Raw genomic sequence first — 13,712 nt, 5'->3', positions numbered from 1 at the left:
AGGCGCAGTGGCTACGTGTCAGCGCTCTCCTTCAGACAAATCGACGGAAGAGCCGCTGCCACCGTGATCGCCTGAGTGGACCGCGTGGCCGGCTACTGAGGCACCGTGCCGAATAGTCTCGGCACGCTTCATGCGCCGCGCCCAATCGGGCTGCCCTTCGGCCGAAGTGCTCGCGCCCTGCGCGCCGGCTTCCCCACCTCCGCCGAGCGCAGCTGCTGCACGACGCAACGGGCTCATGGCAGCGGAGCTACCAGCCTCCGCGATGCCAGCAAGGCCGCGGCTTCGATAAGCAGCTGATGCTCCGCTCACGACAGCGCCGCCACCGCGCGCCGCGCCTGCAATCGCGCCGCCGGCGAGACCAGCACCGCCGGCAGCAAGACCTGCGCCTGCCGCAGCAATGCCGCCGGCAGCAAGGTCTGTTCCAATCGCGGCGCCAGCGCCGAGCTGCGGTCCGCCTGACACAAGGCCGTTTGCGATACCCGGACCGAATATACCGAGACCCAGTAAGGAGAGCGCCGCGAGCACCAGTGTCATCGCGTCTTCAATGGTCGGCTGTGCGCCGCCGATGCCAGTGGTGAACTGCGAGAACAGGGTCGACCCAATGCCAACGATGACGGCCAGAACCAGGACCTTGATGCCTGATGATATGACGTTGCCCAGGACCCGCTCGGCCGCGAAAGCAGTCTTGCCGAACAAGCCGAAGGGAATGAGCACGAAGCCAGCAAGCGTCGTGAGCTTGAATTCGATCAGGGTGACAAAGAGCTGGATCGCCAGAATGAAGAAGGCAAGCAATACCACGACCCAGGCGAACAGGAGGACGACGATCTGAACGAAATTCTCGAAGAAGCTGATGTAGCCCATCAGGTTGGAGATCGAATCGAGTAGCGGTCGGCCGGCGTCGAGTCCGACTTGAGCGATCTTTCCAGGTCTCAGGAAATCGGATGCGGATAGGCTTGCGCCCGATGCTTTCAGTCCAAGACCGGCGAAGCTCTCGAAGATGATGCGCGCCAGGCTGTTCCAGTTACCGATAAGGTAGGCGAAGACCTCCACGAAGAGCGTCTTCTTGACGAGGCGCGCGATGATGTCCTCGTCAGTTCCCCAACTCCAGAACAAAGCGGCAAGCGTGATGTCGATCGCAGCAAGGGTGGTTGCGAGATATCCGACATCGCTGCCGAGCAGCCCAAAACCGTTATCGATATAACGCGTGAAGGTTTCCAGGAACTGGTCGATGATCCCGGTACCCGTCATGGCTTGCTCGCCTCAGGTATCGCCGGTTGCGGATATCCTTGCGGGATCCGGCTCTGATCCTTTGGGGCGGACGCCATTCCTGCGGCGGAATCATCTTGGTAAGGATCTGCGGGACCGTTTTTCTTGGCCAAGAAGCGTCGCCGGTTTTCGGCCCAGACCTGCCTGCAATGCTGAAAACCTGCCGTTTCCTCCGCAGTGATGCTCCGGCAGCGTGCCAGCTCAGAGCTGCTTGCATCTGTCGTCTGCTCCGCCTTCCCCAGCGGGGGAGGATTGTCTCCACCACGAAGCTGAATCGTACAGGCCGCGACGACCAATACGCCGATTGTCGTAAGCAGCGACAACGCCTTGAATGCCCGGATGTCGGTCACTGGTGGAACATCTGCACGTTGGATGATTGATAGCCCTGCCCCGGTGTCAGGAAGCGCCGAAGCTGTTCTCGTCCCTGATCTTGAGCCGAGGCGCGCTGAGCGGCTTCAAGGCTCTGCGCCCTGCCCTGCGCCGTCACGACAGCTGTAAGATCGGCGAGTTGCTGCGCGTTCAGCGCAAGGATCTGATTGCCGGCCTGCATTGCCTGCAGCGCGCCGCCGGCACCCTGGCTTGACGTTACGAGTGCGGACGTCTGGATACGATTAGTGTTGAGGTTGCCAACGATGCCGGCCTGGACGCGAAGCGCGTCCTGCGTTGCCGAGTAAGTATTTTGCCAGCGCGATTGAGCGTTGGTGACCAGCAACTGGTTCGACTGGCTCCCGGTCGCCGGTGCATAGCTGGTCGAGAAGGCACGATCGATCTGCTGCACGTCGTAGGCAATGCGCTGGGCCTGGGCCAGTAATTGCTGGGTGCGCTGGATCGATGATTCCAGTTGCTGCAGCGACGAATACGGCAGGTTTGCTAGATTCCTGGCCTGATTGATCAGCATCTGTGCCTCATTCTGCAACGAGGTGATCTGATTATTGATCTGCTGGAGTTCCCGCGCGGCCGTCAGGACATTCTGGATGTAGTTGGTGGGATCGAAGACGATCAGCGCCCGTGCGGGCACCGTGACGCCAAGCAACAGCGCGAAGGCGGCCGTGGTCGCCAATAGGCCAAGAGGTCTCATAGCGATTTCTCCAGATTGACGAGATTGGGGATCAGATCTGTCGCCCAGGCGACGCCACGATGCTGAAGCCAGGCGGGCACGAAGCCGTCGGGTCCATGTTCGGCGATGAGTTGCGTGATGGCGGCCTGGTCTGTCTTGGAAGAGGCCGCGGTAAATGCGAGCGCAACCTCACCAAGGCCTAGTTCGAACATCCGGTTGCCGCGACGAGACTGGCAATAGTAATCGCGCTTTGGCGTTGCCCGGCTCAGAAGCTCGATCTGGCGGTCATTGAGGCCGAAACGGCGGTAGATGGCAGTGATCTGCGGTTCGATTGCCCGTTCGTTCGGCAGCAACAAGCGCGTTGGGCAGCTTTCGATGATCGCCGGCGCGATCGCAGAGCCATCAATGTCCGAAAGCGACTGGGTGGCGAAGATGACGGACGCATTCTTCTTCCGAAGCGTCTTCAGCCATTCCCGGAGTTGCCCCGCAAAATCCTCATCATCGAGGGCAAGCCAACCCTCGTCGACAATCAGGAGTGTCGGCCGGCCATCGAGACGACCACCAATCCGATGGAAGAGGTACGCCAGCACGGCCGGCGCTGCGCTCGTTCCGATCAACCCTTCGGTTTCGAACGCCTGGACCGATGCTTCGCCAAGTCGCTCGAATTCGGCATCGAGCAGGCGTCCAGAGGGACCACCCAAGCAGTAAGGCTGCAAGGCACGTTTCAGAGAGTTCGATTGCAGCAGGACCGACAGGCCCGTGAGGGTGCGCTCCTGCCTCGGCGCCGAAGCGAGAGATGTCAGCGCCGACCACAGATGATCCTTGACCTCCGGAGTGATCTCGACCTTTTCCCGTGCCAGGATCGCGCCGATCCATTCCGTCGCCCATCCGCGCTCAGAAGGATCATCAATCCAGGCCAGCGGCTGCAGGGCGACGGGTTGTTCACCTCCGTCGGATAATGCGCCACCGAGATCATGCCAATCACCGCCCATGGCGAGGGCGGCCGCCCGGATCGAACCGCCGAAGTCAAACGCGAAGACCTGTGAGTTCGGGTAACGCCTGAACTGTAGCGCCATCAGCGCGAGCAGCACAGACTTGCCTGCGCCTGTCGGTCCCACCACAAGGGTATGACCGACGTCGTCGACGTGGAGCGAGAATCGGAACGGCGTTGATCCCTCGGTCTTGCCGAACAGAAGCGGCGGACCCTTGAAGTGCAGATCCCTCGCCTCGCCCGCCCACACGGCCGACATCGGAATCATATGGGCGAGGTTGAGAGTCGAAACCGGAGGCTGCCGCACGTTGGCGTAGACGTGCCCAGGCAAACTGCCGAGCCAGGCTTCGACGGCGTTCACGGTCTCGATCATGCAGGTGAAATCGCGGCCCTGAATGACCTTCTCGACCAGCCTCAGCTTTTCATCGGCGGCGTTGGGATCGCGGTCCCAGACAGTGATGGTCGCCGTGACAAACGCTTGCCCGATCTGATCCGAGCCCAGCTCCTGCAATGCCGCGTCGGCATCAAGCGCCTTGTTGTGGGCGTCGGTATCGAGCAGCGTCGACGCCTCGTTCGTCATGACCTCCTTGAGAATGGCGCCGATGGACTTGCGCTTGGCGAACCACTGCCGCCGAATCTTGGTCAGCAGCTTGGTGGCATCGGTCTTGTCGAGCATGATCGCCCGGGTCGACCACCGATACGAGAATGGCAGGCGATTCAGGTCGTCCAGGATCCCTGGGGTCGTCGCACTCGGAAAGCCGACAATCGTCAGGACCCGCATATTGGCCGAACCCAGCATCGGCTCGAGCCCGCCGGTCAGCGGCTGGTCGGCCAACAGCGCATCGATGTACACGGGGATTTCGGGCACTCGAACGCGGTGACGCTTGGTCGAGATCGTCGAGTGCAGGTAAGTCAGCGTATCCTGATCATCGAGCCAGGTGCATTCCGGCATGAACCCCTCGACGAGTTGCAGCACGCGGTTGGTTTGATCGACAAACCCGCGGAGCACCTCGCGCGCGTCTGCGCCAACAGTCCGATCGCGGCCCTCGTAAAGCAGGCGCTCTGCCCTGGCGGCTCCCTCCTCCGGCGGCAGGTAGAGGAAGGTTAGGAAATAGCTAGACTCATAGTGGGCGCCGGCCTCTTCGAACTGGGCCCTGCGTTCGGCATCGACCAGCGCGGACGCGACATCCGGAAATATACTCGGAGGATAGACCCCAGCAAAATGACGCTGCGCCTCAACAAATACGGCCCAACCAGATCCCAGACGGCGCAGGGCGTTATTCAGGCGACCGGCGACGCCGACAAGTTCGGCCGGCACCGCGCTGTCGAGGTCAGGCCCCCGGAACTTTGCCGTCCGCTGGAACGAGCCGTCCTTGTTCAGGATGATTCCCTCGTCGACAAGGGCTGCCCAGGGCAGGAAGTCGGCGAGACGCGCGTTGGAATGGCGATATTCGGCAAGGTTCATCATAACAGAGGGCTCAGGTGTTGAGATGTGCGGGAATGCGCAGATGCCGGCGCACCACATCGACAAAGGCGGGATCGCGTTTGGTGGCCCAGACGGCGGCCATGTGGCCGATGAACCAGAGGACAAGACCCGCGATCCAGAGCCGCAATCCCAGCCCAAGGGCTGCCGCAAGCGTGCCATTGACGATCGCGACCGATCGCGGCGCGCCGCCCATCAGGATTGGCTCTGTGAGCGCGCGGTGAACCGGCACGACAAAGCCTGCCACCTGATCATCCATCAGATCACCACCCCGCCGCCGAAGGAGAAGAACGACAGGAAGAAGCTCGAGGCCGCAAACGCGATCGACAGGCCGAACACGATCTGGATCAGCCTGCGGAAACCACCTGACGAGTCGCCAAACGCGCGCGTGAGCCCGGTCACCACGATGATGATGACGGCGATGATCTTGGCGACCGGTCCTTCGACCGACTGCAGGATCTGATTGAGTGGCTGCTCCCACGGCATGTTCGAGCCAGCCGCCCATGCCGGCGCCGCTCCCAAAAGCACCATGCCGAAGACGGCTAACGATGCACGTCGAAGAAAGCGAAATTGCTGACGCATGTCAGTCTCCTGCGGATGAAAGGTCGTAGTCGCCGGCGGCGCCAAGCCCCGAAACGAGGCCGAGCTCAGCGAGGCGACGGTCAGCACCGCGGCCCGCAAGGACAGCGACGATGTTGATGGTGTCAGCGATCAGGGCACGCGGAACCGTGATGACGGCTTCCTGAATGAGTTGCTCGAGCCGCCGCAGCGCACCGAGCGCGGTGCCCGCATGAATAGTGCCGACACCACCGGGATGGCCGGTGCCCCACGCTTTGAGCAGATCGAGTGCTTCGGCACCGCGGACCTCGCCGACCGGGATGCGATCTGGACGCAGTCGCAGCGAGGATCGAACGAGGTCCGAAAGCGTGGCCACGCCATCTTTGGTGCGCAACGCGACTAGATTTGGCGCCTTGCACTGAAGTTCACGGGTATCCTCGATCAGCACGACCCGATCGGTAGTCTTTGCTACCTCGGCCAGAAGCGCATTCGTCAATGTTGTCTTGCCGGTCGATGTTCCACCGGCGACGAGGATGTTCTTCCGTGCGGCGACTGCGTTCTTCAGGATCTGCGCCTGCTTTGAGGTCATGATCCCCTTGGCGACGTAGTCGTCGAGCGTGAACACGGCGACGGCCGGCTTGCGGATGGCAAAGGCCGGTGCTGCAACAACCGGAGGCAAGAGACCTTCGAAGCGTTCGCCGGTCCCGGGCAGTTCCGCCGAAACCCGTGGCGCGCCGGCATGCACCTCGGCACCGACGTGATGCGCGACCAGGCGAACGATGCGCTCGCCGTCTGCGGCAGACAGAGTTTCGCCCGTATCGGTGAGTCCGCTCGACAGCCGGTCGATCCATAGCCGCCCATCGGGATTGAGCATGACCTCGATGATCGATTCGTCTTCGAGGTAGCCAGTGATCGCGGCGCCAAAGGCACTACGCAGCATTCGCGCACCACGCGAATTCGCTTCCGATTGAAAGGAATGGATTGCCACCGCCGCCCCCACTGAATGAGGGTGTCTACGGAGGCCCTCAGATAGGGATGATTAGAAAAGGCACCAACGGACCTGGCGCAACAAGCGCTTTCGGTGATCGTAGGTTAGCGTAGAAAAAGAAAGACTGAGAACTGATATTTGACGGCTACTTAATCGTATCCGTTCGCCGCGAGTTGCTGCTCACCACTCCGCATCGTCATCCGCAGGCAGGAGAATGACCGAATCCTCATACAACCCAACTGACTCGACAGCGTAGGAAACATCAGCCGGCTTGAAGACGAGGATTGAACTCATCCACGAAGCGATAGATCGGCGCCAGGGCAGCGCGAACCAGACCAACGTCGCGATCTGCACTGCTACGTTGAGACCGAACGCGACTTGATAGGCTTGGACGGGCCTATGACCATCATTCGGGGACCATTGCTCCAGAACAAGTCCTGTTGCGTATTGCGCCAGAAATGCCCAACCAAAGTGCAAGACGTTCAAGGCTCCATTAGCACGACCGGCCAATTCCGGCGGAAAGTAATCCGCTATCACCGTGAAGCTGACCACGGTTGCCGTTCCGACAATTGCGACAACGGACCAGGGCAAGATGGATGGCAACGGCGCTCGCAGGATCAAGGCTAACTCGGCTGCGATAAACAGCACTGCAACCATCACGAATATCGCCTCCGCCCCAACTCCTCTTCGTCTGATGTGATGAACCGTCGTACCAAATAACCAGGCACCCCCGCTAAGTGCGATCGACATCACGAGCAGCTGTCTGACGAGACTTGCGCGATCAAGCCCCTCTACGTCTGTCAGCCACGGCGATGCCCACAATCCCTGCAGGGACCAGGCCGATCCAACGCAAGTCGCCGACAACGGGGCAATGCGCCAGAAGCGCCGATCACCGAATACGGAGCTAAGAGTTGTGCGCGCTATCGATGGGGCAGCGTCTCGCTCTGGCACGGCGAGATAGATGAGCACGGCCGTGGCACCGGTAGCGACAGCCAGGATTCCAAAGAGCTGCCGCCAACCCATCCAGGCGAGGAGATATTCGACGGGAGCGGTCGCGGTCACTGCTCCGAGCGATCCAAGCATGACCATGTAGCCGTTCAGCAAGCTAACTCGTTCCCTGGGGAACCAAAGGATGATGACCTTCAGTCCTGCCGTCAGCGCCGCCGCCACACCAAGCCCGATCATTGCACGCGAGATCAAAAGCGACAGGAAGCCGGTCGAGACCGCGAACAGTCCGGCGCCGAATGCTGCGAGCAAGAGCAGAACACTTTGGACGCCACGCGGACCAAAGCGGTCCAACAACATACCGACGGGGATCTGAGCCGCCGCGAAAACAAGAAAATAGACTGACGTAAGCAACCCGAGGTCGGCAGTCCCAAGCCCGGTGTCCGAGCTGAGATGACTGGCGATCAAAGCATTGATCGTTCGAAACAGATACGAAAGATAGTATCCAGCAGCAAAAGGGAGAAAAACGCGCGCGATTCCACACCATCCTTTTGAGATTTGCATGCCGGCCCCTCTCGCTGTCAGCTCGTTCGAGCCGATAGCGCGTCCAGCTTTTTGCCAGTTCAGCTAAATCGCTGCGGTCGTAGGCTAGCGAAGAAAAAGAAGGGACCGACGAAACGGTCGTTTTACATGGTTCAATCAGGCTTCTTCGGCCGGCTCCTGACGGCGGATATCTTCTGGAATCTCGCGCAGAAAGCTTTGCCCCTTTTGCAAGCGGCGCCCGAGTGCCTCAACAAATCCTTCAAAGCGCTCCCGCCCCTTTGCCTGCGCGGCCGCCTGCGCATCGTTGGGAAGTGGCGGCGTGATCGTCAGCCAGAACCGAATGAAGAGCGCCAGGCTTTCGGCTGTCAAGCCCACGTCGCGCTCCAGCCTTTGCATCTGGCGCGACAGCCGATCGAGGCGACGGGCGAACGCTGCCTCACGCCTGTCCGCTCCATCCGGTGACAGAAACGAAACAACGGCCGCTTCCACGATCGCCGACCGGGAAAGCTTCTTGCGATCGGCGAGCTCCGAGATCTGTTTCAGCAGTTCTGGCGGGAAGTAGACGTTCATCCGGTCGCGCATAATGCCTCAGAGCTCCATACCGTCATTCGGGTCCATGGCGACCTGACGAGCAACGCCGCGCATCTGTTGGCGTATGAGCCGCGACTGGCGGACCGCATCCTCGTCATCGTCAAGAACGGCGGCAAATTCCTCCGCCGGCGTCGGCTCGGTCGTCTCCTTGGCGATCGCGACGTGATCAGGGAGTTCGGGCTCACGGCGCAGGCCGCTGTTCGCCGTGTCTTCCTCGACCTCCGCGGCTTTGGCAGTTGGACCTGCCGTCGGCTTCAATGGTCCTAGCGCTGACCAACCGTCCGTTCGCGATGATCGGCCGGCGCTCGCCGGATCCGGCGGCGGCAGAACCCGCTCGGTGAACCGCCTATCCTCGTAATAGCGGACCTTCTTGGCCCGGATCGGCGGCGTGCCCGCCACCATCGCGATCTCGTCCATCGGCGGAAGCTGCATGACCTCGCCCGGGGTCAAAAGGGGCCTTGCCGTCTCCTGGCGCGAGACCATCAGGTGCCCCAGCCAGGGGTTCAGCCTGTGCCCGGCGTAGTTCTTCATGGCCCTCATCTCCGTCGCCGTGCCGAGCGCATCGGAGACCCGCTTCGCGGTCCGCTCGTCATTGGTCGCGAAGCTGACACGGACGTGGCAATTGTCGAGGATGGCGTTATTGGGCCCGTAGGCCTTCTCGATCTGATTCAGCGACTGCGCGATCAAGAAACTCTTGATGCCGTATCCCGCCATGAAGGCGAGCGCGGACTCGAAAAAATCAAGCCGCCCTAGTGCAGGGAACTCGTCGAGCATCATCAGGACTCGATGTCGGCGGTCGCGGGCGTGCAAATCCTCGGTCAGGCGACGACCGATCTGGTTCAGCACCAGCCGGATCAAGGGCTTGGTCCGTGAGATATCCGAGGGCGGCACCACGAGATAAAGCGTCGTCGGGCGGCTATCTGCGATCAGATCCGCGATCCGCCAGTCGCAACGGCAAGTCACCTGGGCCACCACGGGATCGCGGTAGAGCCCGAGGAACGACATCGCGGTGGACAGGACACCGGAGCGCTCATTCTCGGACTTGTTCAGGAGCTCGCGCGCGGTCGAGGCGACCACGGGGTGAGAACCCTGCTCGCTGAGGTGCGGCGTGGTCATCATCGCCTTCAGCGTCGCCTCGATCGGCCGCTTCGGATCGGACAGGAAGGCTGCGACGCCGGCCAAGGTCTTATCTGCCTCGGCATAGAGGACATGGAGTATGGCGCCGACCAAAAGCGAATGACTGGTCTTCTCCCAATGGTTCCGCTTATCGAGGGAGCCTTCGGGATCGACCAGGACGTCGGCAACGTTCTGGACGTCGCGCACCTCCCACTCGCCGCGCCGGACCTCGAGCAGCGGATTGTAAGCTGAGGACTTTGGGTTGGTCGGGTCGAACAACAGGACGCGGCCATGCCGCGAGCGAAAGCCCGCGGTCAGTTGCCAGTTCTCGCCCTTGATGTCGTGAACGATGGCCGAATCTGGCCATGCCAACAATGAGGGAACGACGAGTCCGACACCCTTGCCGGACCGGGTGGGCGCGAAACACAAGACGTGCTCCGGTCCGTCATGGCGGAGGTAGTCGTGGTCGAGTTTGCCGAGCACCACACCATCCGGACCGAGAAGTCCGGCGGCTCGAACCTCTTCCGCATCAGCCCAGCGCGCCGAACCATAGGTCTCGACGTTCTTGGCTTCACGCGCCCGCCATACCGACATGCCGATCGCCACCGCGATCGAAACAAAGGTCCCGGACGCCGCGATGAACGCCCCCTCGACAAAGACCTGCGGCGCATAGGCATCAAAGACGAACCACCACCAGAAAAAGACAGGCGGGTAATAGATCTTGAAGCCCAACAGTTCGAACCAGGGTCGCCCTAGCTCTGGTTGCCAGGCGAGCCGCCAAGCCGTCCACTCGGTTGCTCCCCAGATGGCCAGCAAGACGATCAGGCCGACAACGATCACTTGGCCCCAGAGAATCTTGGTTCCGGACATCGCGAACGCCCTTCCGCAACTGAATTGGAGAGATTGCTAAAGGCCGAGGTCGCGCTTGCGACCGAAGCCCCATTCGATGCCACCGCCGTCCTTCACGACGCCGTTGACGTGTTGGCCGAGCTTCTTTTCGAGATCGCGCGACCAGGGCACGAGTTGGAAGCCCAGCCCATTGTCGATCATGGCGAAGCGTCCTGAGGCGAGCGTCAGCCGCTGGCGATACGTGCCCGCCACATGCTCCCCGGAGTGAGGCTTCAGGTAAGGAAGGCGAGTGTCGGCCGAGACTTTTGCAGCCACCTCGTCGAGTTCACGCCGACGCAACGTATTCAGGAGGTCGCGCTGCAAGATGATGCGTTGGCCCTGCCGCCGCGCCAGGCCCTCTTGAACCAGATGCTCAGTACGGGCCTCCATCGCGTCGCGCGTCTCGCGACCGAATCCACCCATGGCAAGCGGCATGGGGTCACGTTCAACCAGCCGATGGTCGAGCCAGGTTGCCCCTCGTGCCGTGATCTGGCTACCAAGATCGAGATCGGAACGAGTTGCGAGCACCATGGTGGGCCGCGGATCGCTGGCTTGACCGAAGCGTCGGACTTCGACGATGCCGCCGACCGGTGGCGCCTGTTCGAAGGCCTCGAGCCCTCGGAAGCGCACATGGTGAGCACGTCCGTCCGTTCCGTCGATCAGGGCGTAGGCCTCGCCCGTCAGTTCGTCATGCAATCCACGGTCGACCAGTCGTCCGATGATCTGGGACGTCGGCAGTCCACCCTCGATAACGAAGTCGGCAACGCCGCGCGCTTCACCGCGCTCGGTAAAGGCGCGGTGCATGGTCTTGATGATATCGCCGCGCATGCCAAGGTCGCGCAAGCTCGGCTCGGCCTCGAGCCCGACCATCCATTCCCCCGATGCGGCGGATGCGGCAAGGCCCATCTTCTCCAGGTGCTGAAGGCGACCGACCATCAGGCGCCGGATCTCAGAATCGGACTTGCCGGGGTTCTCTGGGCGAAGATCGATATAGCCGGTCTCGTCAGCCGCCAGCCGGATCTCCCGATCGAGCCGCGTCCATCGTTCCGCGGTGACCTCCCTTTCCAGCGAATTGCGGATCTCGTGCTCTGGTTTTGGACCCAGTTCGATTGCGACCAGCTCCTCGGCGCGTGATCGCAGGCCTTGGCTGATGTAGTCGCGGGAGATCACGAGATCCGCCCCTTCCTCGTCTACTCCCCGAACGAGAAGATGGACGTGCGGGTTGTCGGTATTCCAATGATCGACAGCCACCCAATCGAGCCGCGTACCGATATCCGTCTCCATCTGCCTGGCGAGGTCGCGGGTGAAAGCCCTGAGGTCCGTCATGTCGCCGGCATCCTCGGGAGAGACGATGAACCGGAAATGATGCCGGTCGCCCTCGCACCGTTCTGCGAAAGCCGCGCTATCGGCGCGGTCGCTGCCCTCATCGAACATCTCGGCACGCTCACCACTCCGGGTCACGCCGTCGCGCTTCAGATATGAGAGGTGAGCGGTCAGTGGCGCCGAACGGAAGGCTCGCCCTTTATGACGAACCACGCGCGCCTTCACCACAACGCGCCGCGTCGGGCTGAACAATCTGGCGCGGCTAAAGGACAGCCGGCCGCGGCCAAACGTCGAGCGCCCATGGGCCGCCGAACGCCTGCCGGTGCCGGTCTGACCCGAGGTTTGTCCGGCTTTCTTCGCCGCGCGCAGCACCTGGTTGATGAAGCTGTTGGGCTTCGGCGCTCGAGTAGTGCGAATGCGCCCAGGGCGAATACGCAGGTCGCTGTCGCGCACGCTCACAGCAGGCCCTCCGAGCGATGAAAAGCGCACACGGTGCCGAGAATGCCTATGATTGCATTTGTTAAAATATCACGGCGCGGCACGCGCCCGACCGACTGGCACGCCAGAACCCAAGCCATGTCAATGGTTTGCGGTTCGACCGGCGAGCCCCTTTTATCTCGCCGTCCTACCGTCGAGTGTAAGCGTTCGAATCCTGCACGACTTTCCGAGAGTACGTTGTCGTTCCATATCGGGTTCCTTGCTGCATTGGAGGATCTCCGGTGGGTACGGAATATTTCAAGAACGAAGCGCGTCGCTCCTTTTGGTCGGTACACGTTGAAGCGTGGCGGCGAAGCGGTCTCAGCAAGCGCAAATATTGTCGTCAGCATCGTCTCAGTGGCGGCACATTCGATCGTTGGCTGCGGCACCTGGTTGACGCCGAGACGTTGAAAATACGTGCGGAATTGCGTCGCGAGGAACGTCGGGAGCGGCTCCGGAAGAAGCGGGCCCCAGTGTCGAAGGACCTCCGCTGCAGAGCCGTGCAAGCGTTCTGGGCGATGCACGTTGAAGCCATGAAGTGGTGCGGTCTGAGCATGCAAGCCTATGCCCGAGCACATGGCATATCGCAGCACAGCTTGAGACGATGGCGCGATTTGATCGACGCCAATGAGGTTGAAATCGACTGGCGGACGCACCTTCATCCGAGTGCCCGCCCACTGTTAAGCACTACTGCTAAGACTAGTGCTAAGGATGGCGCGGCTGAATGCCGCTTGACAGCGACGCCGAATGACGATCCTCCAACACCTGAGAAGCAGAGCCGCCGCAGCTTCACCGACGAGGAAAAGCTCGCCATCGTGCTGGAGACCGAACGACCTGGGGAGACCGTATCATCGACGGCACGAAGGCACGGTATCGTCACTAGCATGTTGTTCCGCTGGCGAGCGGAGCTTGGGTTCGGCAAGGGCAAGCGCGCCAAGTTGGCGCCAGTCGCGGTGGCCGATGCAGGAGCCGCGAGGTCATCGACACCGGTTGTTCTGCACGATCTGTTGCAGCCGCCTGACGGCATGACGGTTGTCAAATTGCATGATGGCCGCCGCGTCTTCGCGCCGATCGGCAGCGATCCGGATGCGGTCCGTCGCCAGATCACTGAGCGGGAGACAGCGCGATGATGATCGTGCCGGCCGGCGTAAAAGTGCATCTTGCCTTGGGGTATACCGACATGCGCAAGGGCCTGGATGGCCTCGCCGCGCTCGTTCAGGAACACCTCAAGAAGGATCCATTCTCCGGCCACCTGTTTGCCTTCAGAGGCAAGAAGGCAAGCACGCTGAAGATCCTGTTCTGGGACGGCAACGGGCTTTGCCTGTTCAGCAAGCGGCTCGACCAAGGCGGCTTCATCTGGCCGAGAATGAGCGATCCTGGCGGCACCGTGACGCTGTCGCCGGCACAGCTTGCCATGCTGATCGAAGGCATCGATTGGCGCACGCCGGAGCGTCGATGGCGCCCAGTCATTGCGGGTTGAATCGCA

At 61.6% G+C, this 13,712-nt stretch carries 13 protein-coding genes; 2 read left to right on the top strand and 11 right to left on the bottom strand.

Features of this window, described 5'->3' with window-relative positions; genetic code table 11:
• Nucleotides 1-18 precede the first annotated feature (18 nt).
• From trbL to OZ411_RS02685, 11 genes are all read right to left on the bottom strand, one after another.
• Complete coding sequence (gene trbL, locus OZ411_RS02735; RefSeq protein ID WP_282526685.1) at nucleotides 19-1,248, bottom strand: P-type conjugative transfer protein TrbL; 1,230 nt, start codon at nucleotides 1,246-1,248, stop codon at nucleotides 19-21.
• On the bottom strand, nucleotides 1,245-1,616 hold the full coding sequence (gene trbK-alt / locus OZ411_RS02730) for a putative entry exclusion protein TrbK-alt (protein ID WP_282526684.1): 372 nt from the start codon (nucleotides 1,614-1,616) through the stop codon (nucleotides 1,245-1,247). The genes trbL and trbK-alt overlap by 4 nt, the downstream gene beginning before the upstream one ends.
• Nucleotides 1,613-2,344, bottom strand: a complete 732-nt coding sequence (gene trbJ, locus OZ411_RS02725) for a P-type conjugative transfer protein TrbJ (protein ID WP_282526683.1) — start codon at nucleotides 2,342-2,344, stop codon at nucleotides 1,613-1,615. The genes trbK-alt and trbJ overlap by 4 nt, the downstream gene beginning before the upstream one ends.
• Nucleotides 2,341-4,782 carry a conjugal transfer protein TrbE gene (gene trbE, locus OZ411_RS02720; protein ID WP_282526682.1) on the bottom strand — a complete coding sequence of 814 codons (2,442 nt, stop codon included), beginning with the start codon at nucleotides 4,780-4,782 and terminating at the stop codon, nucleotides 2,341-2,343. Before trbE ends, trbJ begins: the two co-directional genes overlap by 4 nt.
• Before the next feature lie 10 nt (nucleotides 4,783-4,792).
• Nucleotides 4,793-5,056: a VirB3 family type IV secretion system protein gene (locus OZ411_RS02715; RefSeq protein ID WP_018317694.1), complete on the bottom strand. Its 264-nt coding sequence runs from the start codon at nucleotides 5,054-5,056 to the stop codon at nucleotides 4,793-4,795.
• A complete protein-coding gene (locus OZ411_RS02710) occupies nucleotides 5,056-5,328 on the bottom strand; it encodes a TrbC/VirB2 family protein (RefSeq protein WP_282526753.1) in 273 nt (90 codons plus the stop codon). Before OZ411_RS02710 ends, OZ411_RS02715 begins: the two co-directional genes overlap by 1 nt.
• A gap of 52 nt (nucleotides 5,329-5,380) precedes the next feature.
• The gene (gene trbB, locus OZ411_RS02705) at nucleotides 5,381-6,295 is read right to left on the bottom strand and encodes a P-type conjugative transfer ATPase TrbB (RefSeq protein WP_282526681.1); all 915 of its coding nucleotides are present in this window, start codon (nucleotides 6,293-6,295) and stop codon (nucleotides 5,381-5,383) included.
• A 228-nt stretch (nucleotides 6,296-6,523) separates the two neighbouring features.
• Nucleotides 6,524-7,852 carry an MFS transporter gene (locus OZ411_RS02700; RefSeq protein ID WP_282526680.1) on the bottom strand — a complete coding sequence of 443 codons (1,329 nt, stop codon included), beginning with the start codon at nucleotides 7,850-7,852 and terminating at the stop codon, nucleotides 6,524-6,526.
• Nucleotides 7,853-7,987: 135 nt separating this feature from the next.
• Nucleotides 7,988-8,413: a CopG family transcriptional regulator gene (locus tag OZ411_RS02695; RefSeq protein WP_282526679.1), complete on the bottom strand. Its 426-nt coding sequence runs from the start codon at nucleotides 8,411-8,413 to the stop codon at nucleotides 7,988-7,990.
• A gap of 6 nt (nucleotides 8,414-8,419) precedes the next feature.
• Nucleotides 8,420-10,408 (bottom strand): conjugal transfer protein TraG, encoded by a 1,989-nt coding sequence (locus OZ411_RS02690; RefSeq protein WP_282526678.1) that lies wholly within the window; start codon nucleotides 10,406-10,408, stop codon nucleotides 8,420-8,422.
• A gap of 36 nt (nucleotides 10,409-10,444) precedes the next feature.
• Entirely contained in the window at nucleotides 10,445-12,208 is a 1,764-nt protein-coding gene (locus OZ411_RS02685; RefSeq protein ID WP_282526677.1) for a DUF3363 domain-containing protein, read from the bottom strand.
• A gap of 260 nt (nucleotides 12,209-12,468) precedes the next feature.
• Here OZ411_RS02685 and OZ411_RS02680 point away from each other — a divergent pair, with 260 nt between their 5' ends.
• Together OZ411_RS02680 and tnpB are read left to right on the top strand one after the other, a co-directional pair.
• Nucleotides 12,469-13,356, top strand: a complete 888-nt coding sequence (locus OZ411_RS02680) for a transposase (protein WP_282526676.1) — start codon at nucleotides 12,469-12,471, stop codon at nucleotides 13,354-13,356.
• Nucleotides 13,353-13,706 (top strand): IS66 family insertion sequence element accessory protein TnpB, encoded by a 354-nt coding sequence (gene tnpB / locus OZ411_RS02675; protein ID WP_045003380.1) that lies wholly within the window; start codon nucleotides 13,353-13,355, stop codon nucleotides 13,704-13,706. Before OZ411_RS02680 ends, tnpB begins: the two co-directional genes overlap by 4 nt.
• The last annotated feature ends 6 nt before the right edge of the window (nucleotides 13,707-13,712 follow it).

The organism is Bradyrhizobium sp. Arg237L, from assembly GCF_029990105.1.
Lineage (GTDB): Bacteria > Pseudomonadota > Alphaproteobacteria > Rhizobiales > Xanthobacteraceae > Bradyrhizobium.
The sequence above is the reverse complement of the archived record's forward strand: the minus strand, read 5'-3'. Positions and strand labels throughout refer to the sequence as shown.